The following is a 21,924-nucleotide window of genomic DNA, read 5'->3' on the forward strand; positions in this document are numbered from 1 at the left end:
TCATGGGCGTGCCGTGCTCTCGTGTGTGGCACTGCGGCACTGCGGCGCGGGTGCGTCAGGTCATCTTGCAGCCGGTCTTGTCGAGTGACAGGAACGACTGGCCGGAGCTCACGATATCCGCGTAGTCGTCGGCGTTTTTCATCTTGTTCTTCGCCTTGCCCTTCAACAGATAGTAGTTCTTCAGTACCTGATGGTCGCCTTTGCGGACTTCTTCCGGACCGGTCAAGCCGTCATATTTCATACCTTCGAGCGTCGCGACCACTTTCTTTGGATCGACCGTGCCCGCTTTCACAATGCCGTCCAGCAAGATCTTTGTGCAGATGTAAGAACCTGCGAGGCTGTAATTGGGATTGGCCTTGAACGCGGCATTGCTGCGTTTGACGAGATCGCGATTGAGCGGCGAGTCGATGTCATGCCAATACTGTGCGCCGAAATAGACGCCTTCGCACAGATCCGCCCCGAGCGATTCGAACTGCTCCAGGCCGGAAGCCCATGCGAGCAGAATCGTGCAATTGTTCTTCATGCCGAAGCTCACGGCCTGGCGCAACGTATCGGACGATTGCGATCCGAAGTTCAGAATCAGCAGGACGTCAGGCTTCGCGGCGACTGCGTTGGTCAGATAGCCGCTGAATTCCTTCTCGTTGAGCGAGTGGTAGCTATTGCCCACATGCTCAATACCCTTCTCCTTGAAAATCGCCTTGGCCGCCGATAGCAGACCGTCGCCGAATACGTATTGCGGCGTGATGGTGTACCAGCGTTTTGCTTTCGGCATCATCTGAATCAAAGGGCGCACGGTCTGTTCGATTGCACCGTAGGTCGGCACGGACCAGCGAAAAGTCGCGTCGTTGCAGTCCTTGCCGGTGATTTCGTCCGCGCCTGCCGTGGTGATAAAGATGCCGCCGGCCTTCTGCACTTCCTTGCCCATTGCCAAAGCTTCGGAGGACAGAATACCGCCCGCGAAGAAGCGCGCGTTCTTCTGCTGTGCGATTTCCTGCACGCGACGCACGGCCGTCGCGGGCTTGCCTTCGGTATCGAGCACCGTGTACGCGAGCGGTTGGCCGAGTACCTTGCCGTACTGCTCGATAGCGAGCTTCATGCCGAGATCGGCGTACTTGCCGTTCGCGGCGAATGGGCCTGACATCGGCACCGGACAGGCAAACTGCAGGGCCCCGGCCTGCGCGAACGCACTTCGCGCAACCAGCGAGCCCAACGTCCCCGGAACGGCCGACAACGCGGCCAGCTTCAACATATTTCGGCGATTCAAAATGACGCTCCTTAAGAAAGAGACACGCACTGACCGGCTGCGAAACTGAAAGACTGTACGAACGACTACGAAGCTTGCTGGCCACCGAGAAGTTTTCCACCACTCCGGTTTTGTTCTATTTATCATGATAAATAGGTTGGACTCGATCGTAGGTACAATAAATTCGAGTGTCAATAAGGCAAAATTCCTGGCGGCGACGGCACGGCTTTCCGTGCCATGACGGACTCGTTGGAAGAGCAGGCAGGACAAAATGGGAGCATCGAAAATGGCCATGGACCGCGCCAAGGCTGGCGCCGCGATTGAGATCAAGCAGCAAAAGCGCGGCGATCTGGTCGCCGAGGAGATCAAGCGGCTCATCACGGAGAAGGATCTGAAACCGGGCGACCGCCTACCGCGCGAGGTGGAACTACAGCAGCTCTTTTCGGTGAGCAAAAGCACGATTCGCGAGGCGCTGAAGTCGCTCGAGGTGCAAGGTCTCATCAAGGTGACCACGGGTCCAAGCGGCGGCGGCATGGTGGTCGAAGTGCCGCTTGATCGCACGTTACAGCTCTTGCAGAACTACCTGTTCTTCAAGGATGTATCGATCGACGACATTTACACCGTACGCAAATTGCTGGAGCCGGAGTTGGCGGCAGGTGCTGTGCCGCATCTGACGGAGCAGGATTTCGAGGCACTCGAAGCAAGCATTGCATGCTGCGATCGGCCAGCTTCGTCGCAAGGAGGGCAGGACATCGTGCGGCAACGTCAGGAAGACGTGAATTTTCACGACATCCTCGCGGCGGCAAATCCGAATCCGTTTCTGCGCTTCAGTTGCGAACTGATCAACGAAATGATCCGGCAATTGATCGAGTTTCGTAACGATACGCCGCAAGCCGAACATGAACGCTTCGGCCTCGCCAACGTGAAGATTCACAAAGCGATCACGAAAGCGGCGCGCGAACGTGACGTGGAAAAGGTACGCGAGTTGATGGTGGTCCACATGACCGAAGCGCCACGCTATGTGAAGCGGATGAAGGGCAAGTTGCGTGGCCGGCTGATTCTCGACTCTGAGATTCGCCGGCGCGTGAGGGCGCGTAGTGTCGCACCGGCTGATGATGCGGTGGAGGATTAGAGCGTTTGCTTAGTCCTCGCTGTGATGCTGAGTTGTTCGATGCCGATGGGGGTGCTGTGCGGGCGTGGGCTTGATTCCGGGTATGACGTCGAGTTGTCCGGTACCGGTGGTGTCGCGGATGCCGGCCCGAGTAGCTGCAGCGCTGCTTAGCCTCATGACGACATCGGACCTGCTGCCGACGAAATAGCCCGATCTGACCAGGCAACTGTTCCGATACGCCGGAGACCACAGTGATGTGGGACATCGGTGGTTCCGCAAGCGGTTCAACGAAACGCTACGGCCGGATAGTGGGAAATCGAAAGCTAGCAGACGAGTGGAATGAAAGCTCACGTACGTGATGTGCGCTACGGTGGTCCGCCTTCGAAGCGACCGGCTGTCGGGCTCGACTGCCGGTTAGTTATACGACCGTTGCAGTCGGGGCCTCAACCTTTTGCCGTCCACGCCGTTATTGCATCTGCACAGGCATAAACATTGGACCTTCATGGCACAAGCTATTCCATTCTCCCGTAACGCCGGCGTGGCGCGTGCGCGGCATGGCAAAGCCATGCTGTTGCCGATCGCCCGGCAGATCGCGGACGACCTCGCACTGCGCGTGCATCTGGCACTCGACGCCTTGCACCGCGGCACCGGCAGCACGAGCGACGCGCAAACGCTCACGCAGGTCATGCTGTTGACGGGCTTTCTGGCCGAATCCGGCTTCGGCTCGATGACTGGCGAACAACTCGGTGCGGCGGAGCGTGCGGTGGCAGCGGTGTTTGATGCCGGCCGTGAGACCGGCGAGTGGAAATTGGACAGCACGGGCTTCACGCTTTTCGCCGAAATCGCAACGAATTACGATCGACAATTGCACAGCGCGCCTCTCTGGGCGGTCACTGACGCCAGCGAACGACTCGACCGCTTTACCGCGGGCATGTCGTATCAGGCGCCGGTACGGAAACGGGCTTAGCCGGTAGTACGGCTGAATGGATCTGGTCGACGGCCTGTATGCCGCGTGTCGTCGTGCGTGTCTTTGTCTGTGTGTGACACGCTACTGGGATCAGGCACGTTTATCCGGGCTGACGGGTTACGCGAACGTGTTGCGGATCGGGAAGGAGTGAGCGCCGGGGAACCGGCGCGTAGCCCTGGCGTGGCAGCCGTGATGGTGCAGCCGCGTAGCGGATCTGCTTTCCGGGTCTGCTTTTCCGGGCCGGTTGCTGCCGCCGTAAACGCAGAAACCCCACCTTTGCGGGGTGGGGTTTCTGTTGCTGCAGGGGAGCCTGACGATTACCTACTTTCACACGGGAATCCGCACTATCATCGGCGTGGAGTCGTTTCACGGTCCTGTTCGGGATGGGAAGGGGTGGGACCGACTCGCTATGGTCATCAGGCATGACTTGTTGCTGTAGTGCCTTGGGGCAAGACAGCCAATCTGGAAGAAGTAGTTTCTGGTGATGCTCACCAGAGGGAGATTCGGGGGTTGTGTTGTTTCCGGCACAACACTGATCTCAACCTGTGTGCTGCCCCCTGCGGGGGTTGTTTCGGCTAAGCGCTAAAGCGCAACCCGAAACGAAACACACCTGTTATAGGATCAAGCCTTACGGGCAATTAGTATCAGTTAGCTTAACGCATTACTGCGCTTCCACACCTGACCTATCAACGTCCTGGTCTTGAACGACCCTTCAAGGGGCTCGAAGCCCCGGGGATATCTCATCTTAAGGCGAGTTTCCCGCTTAGATGCTTTCAGCGGTTATCTCTTCCGAACATAGCTACCCGGCGATGCCACTGGCGTGACAACCGGTACACCAGAGGTTCGTCCACTCCGGTCCTCTCGTACTAGGAGCAGCCCCCTTCAAATATCCAGCGCCCACGGCAGATAGGGACCAAACTGTCTCACGACGTTTTAAACCCAGCTCACGTACCTCTTTAAATGGCGAACAGCCATACCCTTGGGACCGGCTACAGCCCCAGGATGAGATGAGCCGACATCGAGGTGCCAAACACCGCCGTCGATATGAACTCTTGGGCGGTATCAGCCTGTTATCCCCAGAGTACCTTTTATCCGTTGAGCGATGGCCCTTCCATACAGAACCACCGGATCACTATGACCTGCTTTCGCACCTGCTCGACTTGTCGGTCTCGCAGTTAAGCACGCTTATGCCATTGCACTATCAGCACGATTTCCGACCGTACCTAGCGTACCTTCGTACTCCTCCGTTACACTTTGGGAGGAGACCGCCCCAGTCAAACTGCCTACCATGCACTGTCCCCAGTCCGGATAACGGACCAAGGTTAGAACCTCAAACAAACCAGGGTGGTATTTCAAGGACGGCTCCACGCAGACTGGCGTCCACGCTTCATAGCCTCCCACCTATCCTACACAGATCGGTTCAAAGTCCAATGCAAAGCTACAGTAAAGGTTCATGGGGTCTTTCCGTCTAGCCGCGGGGAGATTGCATCATCACAAACACTTCAACTTCGCTGAGTCTCGGGAGGAGACAGTGTGGCCATCGTTACGCCATTCGTGCAGGTCGGAACTTACCCGACAAGGAATTTCGCTACCTTAGGACCGTTATAGTTACGGCCGCCGTTTACCGGGACTTCAATCAAGAGCTTGCACCCCATCATTTAATCTTCCGGCACCGGGCAGGCGTCACACCCTATACGTCCACTTTCGTGTTTGCAGAGTGCTGTGTTTTTATTAAACAGTCGCAGCCACCAGTTTATTGCAACCCCTTCACCCTTCTGGCGCAGGCCAGTCAAGCTACAGGGGCGTACCTTATCCCGAAGTTACGGTACCAATTTGCCGAGTTCCTTCTCCCGAGTTCTCTCAAGCGCCTTAGAATACTCATCTCGCCCACCTGTGTCGGTTTGCGGTACGGTCCTGTTAAACTGAAGCTTAGAGGCTTTTCTTGGAACCACTTCCAGTTGCTTCTTCACCTAAGTGAATGGCCTCGCACCCTTGAATTCCGCGCCCGGATTTGCCAAAGCGCCTTCTCCAATGCAAGGACCGGGACTTCCAACACCCGGACAACCTTCCGCGATCCGTCCCCCCATCGCATTTAACAATGGTGCAGGAATATTAACCTGCTTCCCATCAGCTACGCATTTCTGCCTCGCCTTAGGGGCCGACTCACCCTACGCCGATGAACGTTGCGTAGGAAACCTTGGGCTTACGGCGAGGGGGCCTTTCACCCCCTTTATCGCTACTCATGTCAGCATTCGCACTTCCGATACCTCCAGCACACTTTCCAGTGCACCTTCGCAGGCTTACGGAACGCTCTCCTACCATGCACATAAATGTGCATCCGCAGCTTCGGTATATTGCTTAGCCCCGTTACATCTTCCGCGCAGGACGACTCGATCAGTGAGCTATTACGCTTTCTTTAAAGGATGGCTGCTTCTAAGCCAACCTCCTGACTGTTTTAGCCTTCCCACTTCGTTTCCCACTTAGCAATATTTGGGGACCTTAGCTGGCGGTCTGGGTTGTTTCCCTCTTGACACCGGACGTTAGCACCCGATGTCTGTCTCCCGTGATTGCACTCTTCGGTATTCGGAGTTTGCTATGGCGTAGTAATCCGCAATGGACCCCACAACCATGACAGTGCTCTACCCCCGAAGGTGATACACGAGGCACTACCTAAATAGTTTTCGGAGAGAACCAGCTATTTCCAGGTTTGTTTAGCCTTTCACCCCTATCCACAGCTCATCCCCTAACTTTTCAACGTTAGTGGGTTCGGACCTCCAGTACGTGTTACCGCACCTTCATCCTGGCCATGGATAGATCACCTGGTTTCGGGTCTACACCCAGCGACTGAACGCCCTGTTCGGACTCGCTTTCGCTACGCCTGCCCTAATCGGTTAAGCTTGCCACTGAATGTAAGTCGCTGACCCATTATACAAAAGGTACGCCGTCACCCCTTGCGAGGCTCCGACTGTTTGTATGCATGCGGTTTCAGGATCTGTTTCACTCCCCTCCCGGGGTTCTTTTCGCCTTTCCCTCACGGTACTGGTTCACTATCGGTCGATCACGAGTATTTAGCCTTGGAGGATGGTCCCCCCATCTTCAGACAGGATTTCACGTGTCCCGCCCTACTTGTCGTACACCTAGTTCTTTCAAACTGTTTTCGTCTACAGGGCTATCACCTGCTATGGCGGCACTTTCCAGAGCCTTCGACTAACAATAAGAATAAAGAGTACAGGCTGATCCCATTTCGCTCGCCACTACTCTGGGAATCTCGGTTGATTTCTTTTCCTGCGGTTACTTAGATGTTTCAGTTCACCGCGTTCGCTTCACGTAACCTATGTATTCAGTTACGGATACCTCAAAAGAGGTGGGTTTCCCCATTCGGACATCGACGGATCAAAGCTCGTTTGCCAGCTCCCCGTCGCTTTTCGCAGGCTACCGCGTCCTTCATCGCCTGTGATCGCCAAGGCATCCACCACATGCACTTGTTCGCTTGACCCTATAACGGGTGTGTCTCATGTGTCATTCACTGGGAATGCCACCTTCGCCACAATCGCTACAGGTTGAGTATTCGTGTTGCGCCGTATTCCAAAGCAATCTTTCGATCACTTAAAAATACATTGATACAATCACAACCCTGATTCACCTACTCACACACCCATCTCTAAGTATGCTTTCGTGAATCTCTTTACTACTTCTTCCTGATTGTTAAAGAACGACAGCCGATATCACGATTGCTATAACCGCGTATCACTCTGACTGGCTCAATCGCCAATGCCTGTTTCACTACACCGCAAACCCCTTTCAGGGCTTGCCGCAGTAAAACCGGCATTGAAGATTGGTGGAGGATGACGGGATCGAACCGACGACCCCCTGCTTGCAAAGCAGGTGCTCTCCCAGCTGAGCTAATCCCCCAGTCATGCACAGATAGCATCATCACACTTCAGGGTTCATCGACTAGCGCAGCCATCGCAGACAAGACAATGGTGGGTCTGGATGGATTCGAACCATCGACCCCCGCCTTATCAAGACGGTGCTCTAACCGACTGAGCTACAGACCCCTCAGTCTGTCTGACTTACTGTCCTAATTCACAGCCGATAAGCGTGAGCGCTCAACGCATTGACACGTTAGCTCGAGAAAGGAGGTGATCCAGCCGCACCTTCCGATACGGCTACCTTGTTACGACTTCACCCCAGTCATGAATCCTACCGTGGTGACCGTCCTCCTTGCGGTTAGACTAGCCACTTCTGGTAAAACCCACTCCCATGGTGTGACGGGCGGTGTGTACAAGACCCGGGAACGTATTCACCGCGGCATGCTGATCCGCGATTACTAGCGATTCCAGCTTCACGCACTCGAGTTGCAGAGTGCGATCCGGACTACGATCGGTTTTCTGGGATTGGCTCCACCTCGCGGCTTGGCAACCCTCTGTTCCGACCATTGTATGACGTGTGAAGCCCTACCCATAAGGGCCATGAGGACTTGACGTCATCCCCACCTTCCTCCGGTTTGTCACCGGCAGTCTCCCTAGAGTGCTCTTGCGTAGCAACTAGGGACAAGGGTTGCGCTCGTTGCGGGACTTAACCCAACATCTCACGACACGAGCTGACGACAGCCATGCAGCACCTGTGTTATGGCTCCCTTTCGGGCACCCCCACCTCTCAGCAGGGTTCCATACATGTCAAGGGTAGGTAAGGTTTTTCGCGTTGCATCGAATTAATCCACATCATCCACCGCTTGTGCGGGTCCCCGTCAATTCCTTTGAGTTTTAATCTTGCGACCGTACTCCCCAGGCGGTCAACTTCACGCGTTAGCTACGTTACCAAGTCAATGAAGACCCGACAACTAGTTGACATCGTTTAGGGCGTGGACTACCAGGGTATCTAATCCTGTTTGCTCCCCACGCTTTCGTGCATGAGCGTCAGTATTGGCCCAGGGGGCTGCCTTCGCCATCGGTATTCCTCCACATCTCTACGCATTTCACTGCTACACGTGGAATTCTACCCCCCTCTGCCATACTCTAGCCCGCCAGTCACAAATGCAGTTCCCAGGTTAAGCCCGGGGATTTCACATCTGTCTTAGCGAACCGCCTGCGCACGCTTTACGCCCAGTAATTCCGATTAACGCTTGCACCCTACGTATTACCGCGGCTGCTGGCACGTAGTTAGCCGGTGCTTATTCTTCCGGTACCGTCATCCCCCCACCATATTAGGGCGGAGGTTTTCTTTCCGGACAAAAGTGCTTTACAACCCGAAGGCCTTCTTCACACACGCGGCATTGCTGGATCAGGCTTGCGCCCATTGTCCAAAATTCCCCACTGCTGCCTCCCGTAGGAGTCTGGGCCGTGTCTCAGTCCCAGTGTGGCTGGTCGTCCTCTCAGACCAGCTACAGATCGTCGCCTTGGTAGGCCTTTACCCCACCAACTAGCTAATCTGCCATCGGCCGCCCCTGTAGCGAGAGGTCCTAAGATCCCCCCCTTTCCTCCGTAGAGCGTATGCGGTATTAATCCGGCTTTCGCCGGGCTATCCCCCACTACAGGACACGTTCCGATGTATTACTCACCCGTTCGCCACTCGCCACCAGACCGAAGTCCGTGCTGCCGTTCGACTTGCATGTGTAAGGCATGCCGCCAGCGTTCAATCTGAGCCAGGATCAAACTCTTCAGTTCAAACCTGTTACTGTTTTTCGGGCTCTTTCGAACCCGGTCGCTCACTCAACGTACTGACGAATGATCATCCCATCGGCGTGAATCCACCCCGACAGGAAAACCTTCCTTTAATACTAGTGTGAGACTTGATACTTTCGCTTATGCCGGACCCCGAAGGCTCCGGCGCGCGTCGCGCATCAAGCGCCCACACTTATCGGCTGTTAATTTTTAAAGATCGATCCGCATTCACCACCAAAACCGCACCGTGTCGCATACACAACAACCACCGGCACCGCTTCGTTCTGCGTCGCTGCATCTGCAGCAGAGAAACGAGATTATGGAGAACGGTCGGCAGGTCGTCAACCCCCTTTTGTGAATTTTCTTTGGGTCAAGAGCGAATCAACGCCATAACTTGCATCCTGCTACGGCGCCCCTATATATAGCGAGGTGGCAAAATGCGAGCACGCCGTGTGAGGGTGCGTGAGTTCATCTATAGTAGGAAGCTTGTCGTTAGGCGCGACGAATGGTCTGCACGCCGCTCGTACCGAGCACCCGCCCATGACCAGCGGGACGCGAGGGAGCCTGCAACAAGAGTGCCCGACAAAATGGTGTGTTCACAATGAGCGCGAAGGCGCAAGGTCGTATATAATGCGAGCCGCGCGAATTTCGCACATTTCTATCGGCCCGCTTAGTGCGGGCTCATCTTTTTTGCTCCCCAGAGCACAGCCAAACAACCGCGTTGAGTCACTCAGGTGATGTTGAGCCATGCTCGAAACGCCTGACGGTAGCGTCTTGCGTCTCATAGCGAAGCCTCTAGAGGAGAATACGTGAACCCTTTTGATCGCGAAGATTCGCAACACGAAACTGCCGGATACACTGCCAAAGCGCCCGCCGGCCGTACAGCCAAGGGCAAAGGCGCAGGCAAGGCGATCCCCGTAGCGGCTGAACTGCTGCCGCAACAAGCCGAAGAGCGCCAGCGCCAGATGCGCGCGCTGATCCAGCTGGGCAAGGAGCAAGGCTACCTGACCCACGCGCAGATCAATGACCACCTGCCCGACAACTTCGCGCAGACGGCGGCGATCGACAGCATCGTCAGCGCCTTCAACGACATGGGCGTGGCGGTCTACGAGCAGGCTCCGGATGCGGAGACCCTGCTGCTCAACTCGAACGCCCCCGCCGTGGTGTCGGACGATCAGGCAGACGAGGAAACCGAAGTCGCGTTGTCGACCGTGGATTCCGAGTTCGGCCGTACGACCGACCCCGTGCGCATGTACATGCGCGAAATGGGCGCAACCGAGCTGCTGACCCGCGCGGGCGAAATCGCGATTGCCAAGCGCATCGAAGACGGTCTTCACGAAATGGTGCAGGCGATTGCCGCTTGCCCGCTCGCGATCTCCGCCATTCTGGCGAGCGCCCAGCAAGTCGCTGACGGCGAGCTGCGAATCGACGAACTGGTCGACGGTCTGAACGAAGAGACGGTCGCCGCGGAAGACACGAGCGCGGACACGGCAGATGTCGACGCCGACGCAACCGAAGACGAAGACAGCGACGATGACGAAGAAGACGACGCCGGTCCGGCCGACTCCTCGGCAGCAGACGAAGCACGCCTGAAGCAACTCACGAGCGACTGCCTGGAAATCTTCGCGCAAGTCGGCATCCTGTCCGACCAGCAGAACGCCTCGCACACGCGCGGCGACGTCAGCTCGAAGGCCTACCTGCGCGCCCGCGAAGAGATCCAGCAACACCTCGCGAAGATCCGCTTCACGGCTCGCACCATCGACCGCCTGTGCGGCGACGTGCAAAGCCAGGTCGCGCAGGTTCGCGCGATCGAGCGCAACATTCTGCAAATCGTCGTGACGAAGAGCGGCATGCCACGCGAGCAGTTCATCGAATCGTTCAAGGGTCATGAAGCCGACCTGGGTTGGACCGAACGTGCCGCGCGCGGTGCGTCGTCATTCGGTGCGGCGCTGGAGCGTCATCTGCCGGCAATCCAGTCGGAACAGCAGAAGCTGATCGACATCGAAGCAACCGTTTCGCTGCCGCTCAAGCATCTGAAAGAGATCAATCGTCAGATGGTCGCGGCCGAGTCGAAGATGCGCAAGGCCAAGAGCGAAATGATCGAGGCGAATCTGCGTCTCGTGATCTCGATCGCGAAGAAGTACGTGAACCGCGGCATGCTGTTCCTCGATCTGATCCAGGAAGGCAACATCGGTTTGATGAAGGCAGTGGACAAGTTCGAATACCGCCGCGGCTGGAAGTTTTCGACGTATGCAACGTGGTGGGTTCGCCAGGCTGTCACGCGTTCGCTCGCCGATCAGGCGCGCACGATTCGCGTGCCGGTGCACATGATCGAAACGATCAACAAGCTCAACCGCATTTCGCGCGAGATCTTGCAGCAGACCGGTCAGGAAGCCCATCCGTCGGTGCTGGCAGAACGCATGGAACTGTCGGAAGAGAAAGTGCGCGGCATTCTGAAGATCGCCAAGCAGCCGGTGTCGATGGAAACGCCGGTCGGCGACGACGGCGACGCCACGCTCGGCGACATGATCGAAGATTCGGCCGCTTCCTCGCCGGCTGACGCAGCGATGCAGGCCGACTTGCGCGCCGCCATCGACGACGCACTCGATTCGCTGTCGCCGCGCGAAGCAAAGGTGCTGCGTATGCGTTACGGCATCAACACGAAGTCGGACCACACGCTCGAAGAAGTCGGCAAGCAGTTCGACGTCACGCGCGAGCGGATCCGTCAGATCGAAAGCAAGGCAATGCGTAAGCTGATGCATCCGAGCCGCGCAGATCGCCTGAAGTCGTTCCTCGACCGTTAAGCAGGTCGTTGCGCTTGTCGTGCATCATGCACGGCAAGCGCATGCCGTACACAAATGCACAAATGCATGGCGCGTCGACCGGCTCGACGGCGGCGCCTCAAGCAAGCAAAGAAATGATCCCGCCTATCGTAAGGCCCGCTGCCAGCCAACGCCCTGCCGTGTAAAACGCATTGTGCGTTTCCTGCGGCTGATCCGGCCGCTCGAGGCCGAGCGTGCCGTATGCAAACGACTTCGCCGCCGACACGTCGCTAGTCGAAGCGCTCTCCCCCGTTGAATCACCCGAAGCATCGCCCTGAGCCGCACTCGCGTCCTGTGCAGCCGCCGCGGCGCCCTCGGCGGAGATATGAACAGCGGAGTCCTGTCCGGGTTCTTCAGACAATGCACTCTGGCTGGCCGTGCCGTCGTCCTCAGATACGCTTTTCGTGATTGCGCGGTCCGGAGCCGGCAGTGTTGACGGCAACGCACTGTCGATTTGCATCACAACCTCCTCTACTTGACCCAAGGCATGCACCGCCTGATCCAGGGTCACAGTTCAAACAAGCACGCACATATGCCTGCACGAAATCACGACTCGACACACAGCCGGTTACGAGGTCTATCGGCGCACGCCAGCCAGATCTTGAGCATCGGTAAGGAAAGGTAAGCGCAATTCCGGCCACGCTCGGTCCGCCGAACAACGTGCGTATCAACGGCGTGCGTAACCGATCCGAGCCAACCGGGCAGCGTAGCTTCCACCGGTAGCGCTCGCGTTTATCCACACAAATTGTTCGCAAGCCTGTGGATATCCTGCGCAAGACTCACACAAGTCGTTGAGCATGTTGAGATTTCACCCTCTGCTCGCACGAGGTCGAAAGCGGTGGAGCATACGGCTCCGCGGGCAAAATACGCGGACTCAGGACTCAGAGGCTTAAGGCATCACAAACGTCTTCACGAGCGTCAACTCGCCCGGCTTACGCATCGGCACGCGAATCGTTTCGCTCTTCTCGTCCGGCGTATTCTCGTTCGTGATGATCGTCACCTGCGCGACGGTGATATCGCTGCCGCTGTTCCCGTTGCCGTAATAATTCACGTACACCAGATAAGTGCCCTTCAACGGCGCCGCCGACGAGTAAATCTCCGGCCCATAGCCGGTCGTCACATCCACGTCGAGCGCGCCGCCGCTTGGCGCCACACGATCGCCATACCAGGTATGCACGCCGTCCGGCGAGACCACATGCAAATCCAGATCGGTCCCGTCGGTGTCCCATGCAAGCACGATGCGCAACTTCGGCTGGGTCTTGCCGCTGTACGCGTCGTAAAACTGCACGCGCTTGCGCGAACCATCCGGCGCGCGCAGTTCAACGCTATTGCTGCCGGACGGAAACGCGTAGGGTCGCGAAAACTTGCCGTCTTCCTCCACCCGCTGAGGCAACGGCGTACCGTCGACCACCAGCGTACCCACCGTGGTGCCCTTCTTCTTCGGCGCGTTGCGGATTTGCCCCTCGATCAGCGCGAACTTCGACTGCCCTTCCGGCGTCGTGACCGTCACCGCCGGGTAATGCACGTCCTGCGTATAGCGCTCGCTGTCGCCGCTGGTGTTGCGCCAGCCGTTCAGCGGCGCGCCGAAGTCGATGTCGCTCGCGTGCGCCAGCGTCGCAGCCTGCAAACAGGCGACGACGAGCACCATCCAGCCAGCCTTCACCCAACCCGTCGTCTTGACCTTCATCGTCACTGCTCCCATCCCGCTGTCAGAGTCGCTCGCTTTTCACGAGCTGCAGGTCGCCGATCTTGCGCAGCGGCACGACCATCGTTTCACGCCGCTCGTTCGGCGTGTTTTCATTGAACACCAGCGTCAACGTCGCGGTAATCACGTCGCGCTCGTGCGCGGCGGCGTCGAAGTTGTAGCCGGTCGAATCGAAGTTGCCCCAGTAGTTCAGAAAGAACAGCCACGTACCGTGCTCGGGCGCCGTCGATGAAAATATCCCCGGCCCCGCGCCGTCCACCGAATCGACGTCGAAGCCGCTGCCGTCTTCGAGCGTCGGGTTGGCGAAGAACGCGTGCAGACCGTCCGGCGTGATCACGTGCAGATCCACCTGCGCTTTCGGATCGCCCCACGTGACGATCGCGCGCAGCTTCGCCTGCGGCTTGCTGCGATCGGCTTCGTAGAACTGCATGCGCTGGCGCTGCTTGCCGTCGGCGGAAATCAGTTCGATGCTGTTCGAACCCGCGCCGAATGCCCACGGCCGCGCGAATGCGCCTTCGTCGTCGGTATAGAGCGGTGTGGGGTTGCCGTTGACGACCAGCGTCGGCGGCCTGCGCGCGTGTTTGTCGATATGTTTCAGGCGCCCTTCGATCAGCGTGCGATAGCGCTGCGCGCCTCGGTCGACGGGCGGCCGGGGATACGCCGCGACGAAGTGCTCGCCTTCGTTCGTCAGCCCGCTGTGACGCCAGCCGCCGAACGCGCCGGTGAGGTCGGCGAGCGCGCCGCCACTGCCGCCGTCATCCGCGCCAGCGGCTTGCACATTCGTCGCCAGACTCGCCGCCAGTGCAACCGAGGTCATGGCGATTGCCATGCGAACTCGAACACTCTGCATATGAGGTGGCAAGCTAACTGCCACGCGAACTCGAACACACTGCATAAGAGATGCCAAAGCAACGGCCGCAGGAATTCGAACGCTGCGCATCACAGGAAGCGCGCGGAACACGACAGAAAGCGAGCGCGAGACGGTATTCATTGGATCGGATTATCGGTACGAATCAGCGTGCGCGCGGTACGCTCGACGAACGCCTCATCAAGGCCACGCGGATGATGCTGGAACGCGAGGTGAATATATTCATGCGCCAATGCGATGCGGTCCTCTTCGGTTTGCAGGCGATACACGTACACGCGATTGCGCTGCGCGTCCGCATAGGGCCGCCCCTCACGCACCGCGCACACGGCCGGCAGATCAGGCGTCTCGTAGCCGGCCGCGCCATCCATGCGGCGCGCCCACAACGGCGCGTTGCGCTGCAGCCACTGTTGAGCGCCGGCCACCTGGATGCAATCGCCGGACAACGGGCTCTCGAACGACGTCAAGGTCGCCTGCGGCCAGGTGCGGGACAGAATGGCGTCGAATGTGAGACCGGTTTGCGCCGACGCTTTCGCGGCAAGCCAGCTCATCTGACCGGGCGCCGCCTTGTCGTGGTGATACTGAACCGGCACGCCGGTGAGCACCAGCGCGTCGGTCAGATCGGCCGCACGGCGCGCCGCAGCGGTCGGTGCGCGCGGCAGGACGCGCTGCGTGCTGCTGCTGTCGTCGATGCGGAAGCAGCCGTGATCGTGATTGCCATGCTGCACGACGTAGGATCGCGCCGCCACCGCCAACGCTTTCGCCGCTTCCGGCTGGCTCGTGTCGCCTTCCCGCTCGACCACCCGCGCGACGTAGTCATTCATGCCGAAGCGTCCGACCACTTGCGGCGCACCTGCAGCATCGCGATCGAGCCGCAGTTCGCCGCGGCTTTCCACGCGCGCCCAGTTGCCGTTGACGAAACCAATCCGGAAATCGCCACGCAGCGGCCCATCCGGCACCGCTGCCGGCCCTTTGTCGCCGAGCACCTGGCGAATCGGATAGCGGCTGAAGAAATCGACCAGCACGCACGCGTTGTCGTCCGGTATGGTGATTTGCGTGAGCAAGGGTGCGATGCGCGGCGCTGCGGCGGCCAGTACGCGCACGCTGCCGCCGGGGCCGCCCAGCCACACCGGCGTGCCGTCGGCGAGCCAGCCTGCCGCGCCGCCAATCGAGGCGCCAGGCCGCGCGGGGTCCGGCATCGTCCATGTTTTGGCACGCAGCACGCTGCCGTATAGCGACACGGTGCCTTCGCCGCGTCCGCTCGTCAGCACCGACACCAGCGTGCTCGCCGCCGCTTCGCGCGGCTTCGCCGGCATCGCTTGCAGGGCCGCGAGCAGGTCGGTCACCGGCACGCGGTGCGTGGGCGTCATCGCGTGCAGATCGCGCAGCCAGGCGGGCGCATGCGCGGCCGTCCAATACTTGCGCCAATCGGCGGGATCGAGTTGCAGGCGCGCGGGTTCGAAAAATCGTCCACACGATTGCACCAGCGCATGCTCGCGATCGATGTGACCACCCGTCATGCAGCAATACACTTCTTCAGGATCGCCGCCGCTGCAGGTGTAATCCGGCGTGGCGATATTGCGATCGACCAGATAACCGTAGACGAACAGCTTCCACACGCTGCCGAGCGGCGTCTCGAGCGTCGCCGGCAAGGGCTGTGCGGACTGTGGCGCGAGGCCGTCTGCAGCGCCACCAGCGTTGAACTGCCAAAGCTGCGCCTGACCGTCGCGCAACCAGGCGAAGTGCAGCGCCGAGGACGCGGCGGACGACGCAGTGGATGACGAGATTGGCGACGCGGTCGGCGTCGGCCTTGGCAGTGTGCCTGGCGACAACGTTGACGGCACATTTAGCGATGCGGTCGGCGATGAACTTGCTCCCACAGCCAATGATCCAGTCGACGATGCCATCGCCGCAGCCACACCCGCACCACCAAAAACACACCCCGCTCCCACCACGAGCGCAATCCGCAGCATAGCTGCAAGACGATCACGCGAGTGCCAAAGAGCGGAGAACATAGCGATCCCGCCTATTGAATACGCAGGGTCGTCACGCGATCGCTCTTGCCGCCTTCGAACGCCTTGGCGTCCGGCTGATACATGCGGAAGTAGCGCGCGGGCGGCAATGCGAACGTACCCGGCAACGCAAAGCGCACCAGTTGCCGCAGCGTCACCGGACGATCGAGCAAGGGCACCGGCTGGTGATAGGCCAACTCGCCCATCTCATACGAAGCGGCACGCGCGAACGGCTGCGGACCGCTTACGCCTTCCTTCTCGCCCGGCAAACCGTCGATCGAAACACCCCAGCTAGTCGCCTCGACATCGCCGCCCGGCGGCAACGGCACGTCGAGCAGACCGTAGTGGTATGCGTTGCCGGAGCGTGGCGTGAGCGTGACTTCGTCGACATACAGCGCATTGCTGTCGATCGCGTCGCCTGGCTTTACCAGCCGCGCGGTGAATGCCGAGCGGCCCATTTGGCTTTCGGCACCGCCGGACTTCTTCGGATCGGCCTTCACTTCAAGCGGCTCCAGCTTGTAGAACCGGCGCGCGACAGTGATGTTCAAGCGACTGTCCTCGCTCGTATGGCTGCGGAACGACACTAGCGCGTTGACATCGGTACGCGCGGCGCCTGCATCGAGCGTGGCCGGCAAAGCAGCACCGCTCCACTTCCACAGCGGCGTGCCGGTCGGAGTCGCAGCACGCGTCCAGCCCGCGCCTTGCAGCGAAGGCAGTGAAGCCACGGCCACATCGCCACCGAGCGCTTTGCGCACCCACAGCAACGTGAGCGCACGATCGAGCGTCGGATAGTCCGCGCTGCTCTTCGCGAGCAGGGCCGATGCATCAATCACAGCGCCACTGTCACCGCCTGTCATGTAAAGCAGGCTCTGCACGAGCGGCGCAGGATCGTTAGCCAATGCCGTACGCGCAGCACTCGCCGCCACATCGAAGCCATCCGGCAGTTGAGCACTCGCGCCGCGCGCCATGTTGGCGATCAGTAACGTCGCCATCTGCTTGCCGCGCGGCGAATCGGCTTGCGCGAACACGATGCTGTCCGACGCGCCATACGTGGCGTTACCAGACGCCGCTTTGCCCGTGGCCGCCGCATCGCTCATCAAATCCGCCGCAACACCCGACACCGGCGTCGCGACCGGCAAGCCCATCTGCTGCATGAACCAGAGCGCCAGCGCGCGATGCAGCAGCGGTTCTTTCGCACCGGCATCGCGATAGACATCCATCGCATGCTGCCAGTTGTCGGCGGGCAGCGTAATGCCGAGGCTGCGGCTCGCGAGCCAGTCCGCGTAGTACGCATAGGCGGTGATCAGCGAGCTGCCGCCCGTCGTATCGCCCCACCAGCCGAACGTGCCGCCGACACCCGCCAGCATCGCCAGACGCTGCCGCTGATTGCGCAATAGCGCTTCGAGCCCCGGCGTGGAACTCGCGACGCCGTCACCACTGAGGCCGCGGCCGATGGCATCGTGCGCGAGTGCCAGCGGAATCAGGCGGCTCGACGTCTGCTCGGCGCAACCGTACGGGTAATTGATCAGATCGTCGGCGACACGCGAGAACTGGCTCGCGGCACTGCCGATGAAACGCACGCTGACGTCCTGCGCATCTTGCGGCAGATTGAGCGGCTTGTTCGAGCCGTCGAGCGCCACCGTGTTCTGATGCAGATCGAGCCAGCCGCTCGCATCGAGCCGAATGGTGGTCTGCAGACGGTCCACGTCCTTACCCGCACGCCGCAAGCTCGCATTGATCACCCCCGCCTTCAATGCGCCGGTCGGCAGACGCAAATAGTTCGCACCGCGCTTAAGCGTGACCTTCTGGTTCAACGAGAGACCGCCGCCGTCGACCACCCACTCGGCATCCATATCCGCGTCGGTCTGATTGAAGGCGATCATGTCAATAGCCGGCTGATCGTTGACACGGAAATGCGACGGTCCGCTCCACTTGAGATACAGCGCCTTGTCCGAACGCACATACGCAGTACGTTGACCGACCATGCCATCCGGCGCCGCCGCGCGCACGGTGACGCGCCAGCGCGCCAGCGAATCCGGCATCTTGAAGGTCATGGTGGCGTGACCGCTCGCGTCGGTTTTCAGCGTGCCTTCCCACGCGGCCGTGTCCTGATCGTCACGACGCGGCCGTTCGAGCACCTTCACACCGCGCTCGTTATAGTTGGCGCGCTGCGGACCGCCCGGCGCGCCCTTCAATGGCGAGCGTGCAAGGTCGTACGTAATGAACGACAGACTCGACGACGTCCGCACATTGTTGCGGCGCGGATGATAGAAAAAATCGACGATATTCGGCGCGATTTCCGGCTGCAGCACGTAGACCATTTCATCGACCACGCTCACCGTCAGATTCGCCGCTTCCGGTTTGCCGTTCAGCGTGCTGTCGAAGTTGAGCGTGACCGTATCGCCCGGACCGTACACCGGCTTGTCGCTTTTCACATTCAGTTCGATCTGCGGCTGCGCGACCACGATGCCCGCGTTCTGGAACACGTATTCGCCGGCATGCACGTACAGCACCGAGAACGTCATGTTCGGCGCGAATGCTTCGCCCACTTTAATGCGCGCTTTCCATTGCGTGGGCGCTACACGTTGCAGTTGCAACCAGTCGCCGCCTGCTGTCAGCAAGGCACGACGTTCGACGTTGTCGCGCTCCAGCGTCAGCAAGGCATCGTCGACCGGCATCGGAAACGTGATCAGCGCCTCGGCGGTATCGCCAATCTTGTACCTGTCGCGATCGAACACGATCTCGACGCTGCCAGGAATCGCCTTCAAACCGTCGCCCGCCACCCAATGACTCGCGGCGGCGAGCAGATTGCCGGTGTCGTCCTTGACCGACAGCATGTACGAACCCGGCTCGTCGAATTGCACCGGGAAGGACAGCTTGCCGCCCGCCGTTGCGCCTTTGAGCGCGCCTTCGCCGTGAGTTTGCGATTCGAGGCGCGTCCATTCCCACCTGGCCGGCGCATGTGACGACGGATCGATCGTGCCGAGCGCTTGCAGATCGAAATTGACCGCTTCCTTCGGTTGCGAAAACGACTTGGCTGTCGACAGACGATAAGGCGTCGCGCCGCGTGCGATCAGCACCTCACGCGTCACACGCACTTTGTAGGCCGCGCCATCCTGCGCGAACAGCGTCAGTGCATAACGGCTCGGTTCTTTCGCAGCGGGCAGTGTGAGGCTTGCGTTGCCGTCGCTGTCGGTCGTGAGTTCCTGTTGTTCCAGCTTCACCGGAAACAGCCCTGCATAGCGCAGTTCACCATCGACGATCGTCACTTTCTGCGCGCGCAGCGTGACTGAAATCTTGCTATCTCGCACCGGCTTGCCGTCCGGATAGCGCAACTGGATCTTGCCCTTCAGTTGCTCGCCGGTTGCGTAATCGGCCTTATCCATCGATAGATTGACGTCGAAGTGCGGCTTCACATATTCGGCGACGCGAAATGCGCTGCCGTATACATCGCCGTTGTAGTCGAAGCGCAGCGTATAGCCACCGGCGGTGGCATCGGCGGGCAACGTGAAGGACGTATCCGCGCCCGTATCGGAAGCGAAATGCACCTTGCTGGTCGCCACCGGCGCGCCGTTCGGATCGAGCACGTCGAGCTTGATATCGGCCTCGGCAGGCGCGGTAGATTGCGTCGCATTCTGGAATGTACGGCCGATGAATTTCACGTGCACCGCATCGCCCGGACGGTACATCGGGCGATCGGTCACCGCGTAGATCTTGGTGTTGTAGATCTCGCTGTCGTAATAGAAATTCTCCGAGACGAACACGCCGCCTTGCGGATCGGTGCCGAGCACGTAACTGCGCTCGGGGCTCACATGTTGCAGCACCAACGCGCCGTCGCTGCCGGTGGCGCCGCTTTGCAGCACGCCTACGCCGTCAGTCCAACTTATGTCGGTATTCGGAACCGGTTTGCCGTTATCGCGCCGCGCCGTCCACACCAGCATGCCGCTCGACGCTGCTTTCACAACCGCGACCGTGTCGGACACGAACAGCAAGGTATGTGCGCGATAGTTGCCGATCACCGCCTCGACGATATACAGCCCCGGCGGCAGCTTGCCGACCGGGATCATCACGTTGCCCGAACTCGCCTCGATAAAGTTACTGCTGCTGCCTTCGAGATTCACACCCTTCGGCGGCGCAATCACTTTCGCGTCCCAGATCGGATAGCGAAAGCGTGCAACCATGTCGTAGCCTTTCAGCGGCGCGAATTGCGAGTTCTGCTGGAATTGCGTCTGCTTGCCGGTCTGCTCGCCGAGCTTGAATTGCGGTTCGGCTTCCGTCGCCTTGCTACGTGTCGCGAACGACAGCACGCGTTGCCAGGCGCGGCGTGCTTCGGTGAACCAGCGGTCCCACAGATAAGCCAGCGTATTCGCCAGCCCTTCGCCCTGATAGTTCGGCGCGACATTCAGGCGATGCAGATTCTTCTGCGCCTTCAAAAAATCCAACGGCTTCGGCACGCGATACACGACGATGTCCGCGCCGCCATACGCTTGCAGCGCATCCTTGAACTCGCGGCCGGGCGCTTCCAGACGCACCAGCGCCAACTGATCGCTGCCGAAACTCGCGTCCGAGAGCAGGAAGAACGGCTGACCGTCGACCTTCTGCGACGCGAAGTTGCTCGACGGCGCCGTTTGCAGCGTCGGATTCGCGGCGATGTTGGTATCGGCGGCGGTGCTCGACGCGTCGTCGTCGGCATGGGCCGCCGGTGCGATGGCGAACGCCATGGCCGCGAGAACCGCGAGCGCGGCAATGCCCGCGCGACGATGTAAATTGCCGAGCCAGGCGCGCGACGCAGTGACGAAGTTCATTCGGGTCATGGTGTCAGAAAGTCCAAACGAAACACGCCAACGAAATTCGGATTGCCGTCGAGCGGCTGCCAGCGGGAATCTTTCCATTGCATCAGGTCGGAGACGGCCACGGCGCGCAAACCGGTATCGGTCGGCGTAACGGTGCCTGTGTGATAAGCGATGTAGCGATCCAGCCAGATCATCAGATGCTGGTCGTCGCCCTGGTCGAAGAACAGCAGGTCGCCGGGCAGCGCCTGATTCACGTCCTTCGAAACAAAACGGCTATTGCGTTGAATCAGTGCGATCGCCGATGCGTACGCGCCGGTGGAACCGTCGAGTTGGGTCCAGCGATTCGCGATTCCGCGTTGCGATGCGGACAGTTGCAGTTCGGGCGGCATGCTGCTGGCATCCGCGAGACTGGTCATGCCGTTGGCGCGCAGCCATTTGCTGTCATGCGGTTTGAGCGTCTCGCCGACGGCAAAGCGCACAAGGCCTGCGCAATCACGTTGCGTCCAGCGCGGCGTCGGGCCGCGGCGCATTTGCTGGTCGACGATACGCACGAACCAGGCGCGAAACGCGGCGGATTGCTGCGGTGAAAACGCATCGGGATCGAGCGATGCCGTGGTGCTGGTGAGCGCGTTTGCATAAGGCGCGAGGCCGGCCATGACAAGCGCTGAAGCCGCGCGAGTCAGCCAGACGCGGCGTGATGTGCGAGCAGCATGAGACATGCGCGGCGTAGCGCCTGCACTTGT

10 protein-coding genes, 2 tRNA genes and 3 rRNA genes are annotated in these 21,924 nt (G+C 59.7%); 3 read left to right on the plus strand and 12 right to left on the minus strand.

Features of this window, described 5'->3' with window-relative positions:
* Window positions 1-55: 55 nt before the first annotated feature.
* A complete protein-coding gene (locus tag ACOSV0_RS35185; protein WP_434112498.1) occupies window positions 56-1,264 on the minus strand; it encodes an ABC transporter substrate-binding protein in 1,209 nt (402 codons plus the stop codon).
* Between the two features lie 265 nt (window positions 1,265-1,529).
* Between ACOSV0_RS35185 and ACOSV0_RS35190 the strand changes: the two genes are divergently transcribed.
* Both ACOSV0_RS35190 and ACOSV0_RS35195 read left to right on the plus strand, forming a co-directional pair.
* Complete coding sequence (locus ACOSV0_RS35190) at window positions 1,530-2,375, plus strand: FadR/GntR family transcriptional regulator (protein ID WP_434116012.1); 846 nt, start codon at window positions 1,530-1,532, stop codon at window positions 2,373-2,375.
* 481 nt (window positions 2,376-2,856) lie between these two features.
* Window positions 2,857-3,321, plus strand: a complete 465-nt coding sequence (locus tag ACOSV0_RS35195) for a hypothetical protein (protein WP_434112499.1) — start codon at window positions 2,857-2,859, stop codon at window positions 3,319-3,321.
* Between the two features lie 308 nt (window positions 3,322-3,629).
* On the opposite strand, the gene rrf is transcribed toward ACOSV0_RS35195, so the two are convergent.
* The 5 genes from rrf to ACOSV0_RS35220 all read right to left on the minus strand — a co-directional run bounded on the left by rrf (window position 3,630) and on the right by ACOSV0_RS35220 (window position 8,987).
* Window positions 3,630-3,742: ribosomal RNA gene (gene rrf / locus ACOSV0_RS35200) — 5S ribosomal RNA — on the minus strand.
* Between the two features lie 196 nt (window positions 3,743-3,938).
* Window positions 3,939-6,817: ribosomal RNA gene (locus tag ACOSV0_RS35205) — 23S ribosomal RNA — on the minus strand.
* A 340-nt stretch (window positions 6,818-7,157) separates the two neighbouring features.
* Window positions 7,158-7,233, minus strand: a tRNA-Ala gene (locus tag ACOSV0_RS35210).
* A 69-nt stretch (window positions 7,234-7,302) separates the two neighbouring features.
* Window positions 7,303-7,379 (minus strand) — tRNA-Ile (locus ACOSV0_RS35215).
* A gap of 77 nt (window positions 7,380-7,456) precedes the next feature.
* Window positions 7,457-8,987: ribosomal RNA gene (locus ACOSV0_RS35220) — 16S ribosomal RNA — on the minus strand.
* Together the 16S, 23S and 5S rRNA genes with 2 tRNA genes alongside form the textbook arrangement of a ribosomal RNA operon.
* An 806-nt stretch (window positions 8,988-9,793) precedes the next feature.
* Between ACOSV0_RS35220 and rpoD the strand changes: the two genes are divergently transcribed.
* On the plus strand, window positions 9,794-11,788 hold the full coding sequence (gene rpoD, locus ACOSV0_RS35225) for an RNA polymerase sigma factor RpoD (RefSeq protein ID WP_434112501.1): 1,995 nt from the start codon (window positions 9,794-9,796) through the stop codon (window positions 11,786-11,788).
* A gap of 97 nt (window positions 11,789-11,885) precedes the next feature.
* Here the strand turns inward: rpoD and ACOSV0_RS35230 are convergent, their stop codons facing one another.
* The 6 genes from ACOSV0_RS35230 to ACOSV0_RS35255 form a co-directional block, all read right to left on the minus strand.
* The gene (locus ACOSV0_RS35230; RefSeq protein ID WP_434112502.1) at window positions 11,886-12,266 is read right to left on the minus strand and encodes a hypothetical protein; all 381 of its coding nucleotides are present in this window, start codon (window positions 12,264-12,266) and stop codon (window positions 11,886-11,888) included.
* A 429-nt stretch (window positions 12,267-12,695) separates the two neighbouring features.
* Window positions 12,696-13,493, minus strand: a complete 798-nt coding sequence (locus ACOSV0_RS35235; RefSeq protein ID WP_434112504.1) for a DUF2135 domain-containing protein — start codon at window positions 13,491-13,493, stop codon at window positions 12,696-12,698.
* A gap of 22 nt (window positions 13,494-13,515) precedes the next feature.
* Complete coding sequence (locus ACOSV0_RS35240; protein ID WP_434112505.1) at window positions 13,516-14,340, minus strand: YfaP family protein; 825 nt, start codon at window positions 14,338-14,340, stop codon at window positions 13,516-13,518.
* 158 nt (window positions 14,341-14,498) lie between these two features.
* Window positions 14,499-16,391: a DUF2300 domain-containing protein gene (locus ACOSV0_RS35245; protein WP_434112507.1), complete on the minus strand. Its 1,893-nt coding sequence runs from the start codon at window positions 16,389-16,391 to the stop codon at window positions 14,499-14,501.
* 11 nt (window positions 16,392-16,402) lie between these two features.
* Window positions 16,403-21,202: an alpha-2-macroglobulin family protein gene (locus tag ACOSV0_RS35250; protein WP_434112509.1), complete on the minus strand. Its 4,800-nt coding sequence runs from the start codon at window positions 21,200-21,202 to the stop codon at window positions 16,403-16,405.
* A complete protein-coding gene (locus tag ACOSV0_RS35255; protein WP_434112510.1) occupies window positions 21,199-21,900 on the minus strand; it encodes a DUF1175 domain-containing protein in 702 nt (233 codons plus the stop codon). Before ACOSV0_RS35255 ends, ACOSV0_RS35250 begins: the two co-directional genes overlap by 4 nt.
* Window positions 21,901-21,924: the final 24 nt, after the last annotated feature.

Source organism: Paraburkholderia caffeinilytica (assembly GCF_051027425.1).
Lineage (GTDB): Bacteria > Pseudomonadota > Gammaproteobacteria > Burkholderiales > Burkholderiaceae > Paraburkholderia > Paraburkholderia caffeinilytica_A.

What these genes read in the sequence shown, in the direction of transcription:
- ACOSV0_RS35190 (WP_434116012.1), top strand. Translation starts at nt 1,530, where the DNA reads ATGGCCATGGACCGCGCCAAGGCTGGCGCCGCGATTGAGATCAAGCAG.
- ACOSV0_RS35195 (WP_434112499.1), top strand. Translation starts at nt 2,857, where the DNA reads ATGGCACAAGCTATTCCATTCTCCCGTAACGCCGGCGTGGCGCGTGCG.
- ACOSV0_RS35230 (WP_434112502.1), bottom strand. Translation starts at nt 12,266, where the DNA reads ATGCAAATCGACAGTGCGTTGCCGTCAACACTGCCGGCTCCGGACCGC.
- ACOSV0_RS35235 (WP_434112504.1), bottom strand. Translation starts at nt 13,493, where the DNA reads ATGAAGGTCAAGACGACGGGTTGGGTGAAGGCTGGCTGGATGGTGCTC.
- ACOSV0_RS35240 (WP_434112505.1), bottom strand. Translation starts at nt 14,340, where the DNA reads ATGGCAATCGCCATGACCTCGGTTGCACTGGCGGCGAGTCTGGCGACG.
- ACOSV0_RS35245 (WP_434112507.1), bottom strand. Translation starts at nt 16,391, where the DNA reads ATGTTCTCCGCTCTTTGGCACTCGCGTGATCGTCTTGCAGCTATGCTG.
- ACOSV0_RS35250 (WP_434112509.1), bottom strand. Translation starts at nt 21,202, where the DNA reads ATGACCCGAATGAACTTCGTCACTGCGTCGCGCGCCTGGCTCGGCAAT.
- ACOSV0_RS35255 (WP_434112510.1), bottom strand. Translation starts at nt 21,900, where the DNA reads ATGTCTCATGCTGCTCGCACATCACGCCGCGTCTGGCTGACTCGCGCG.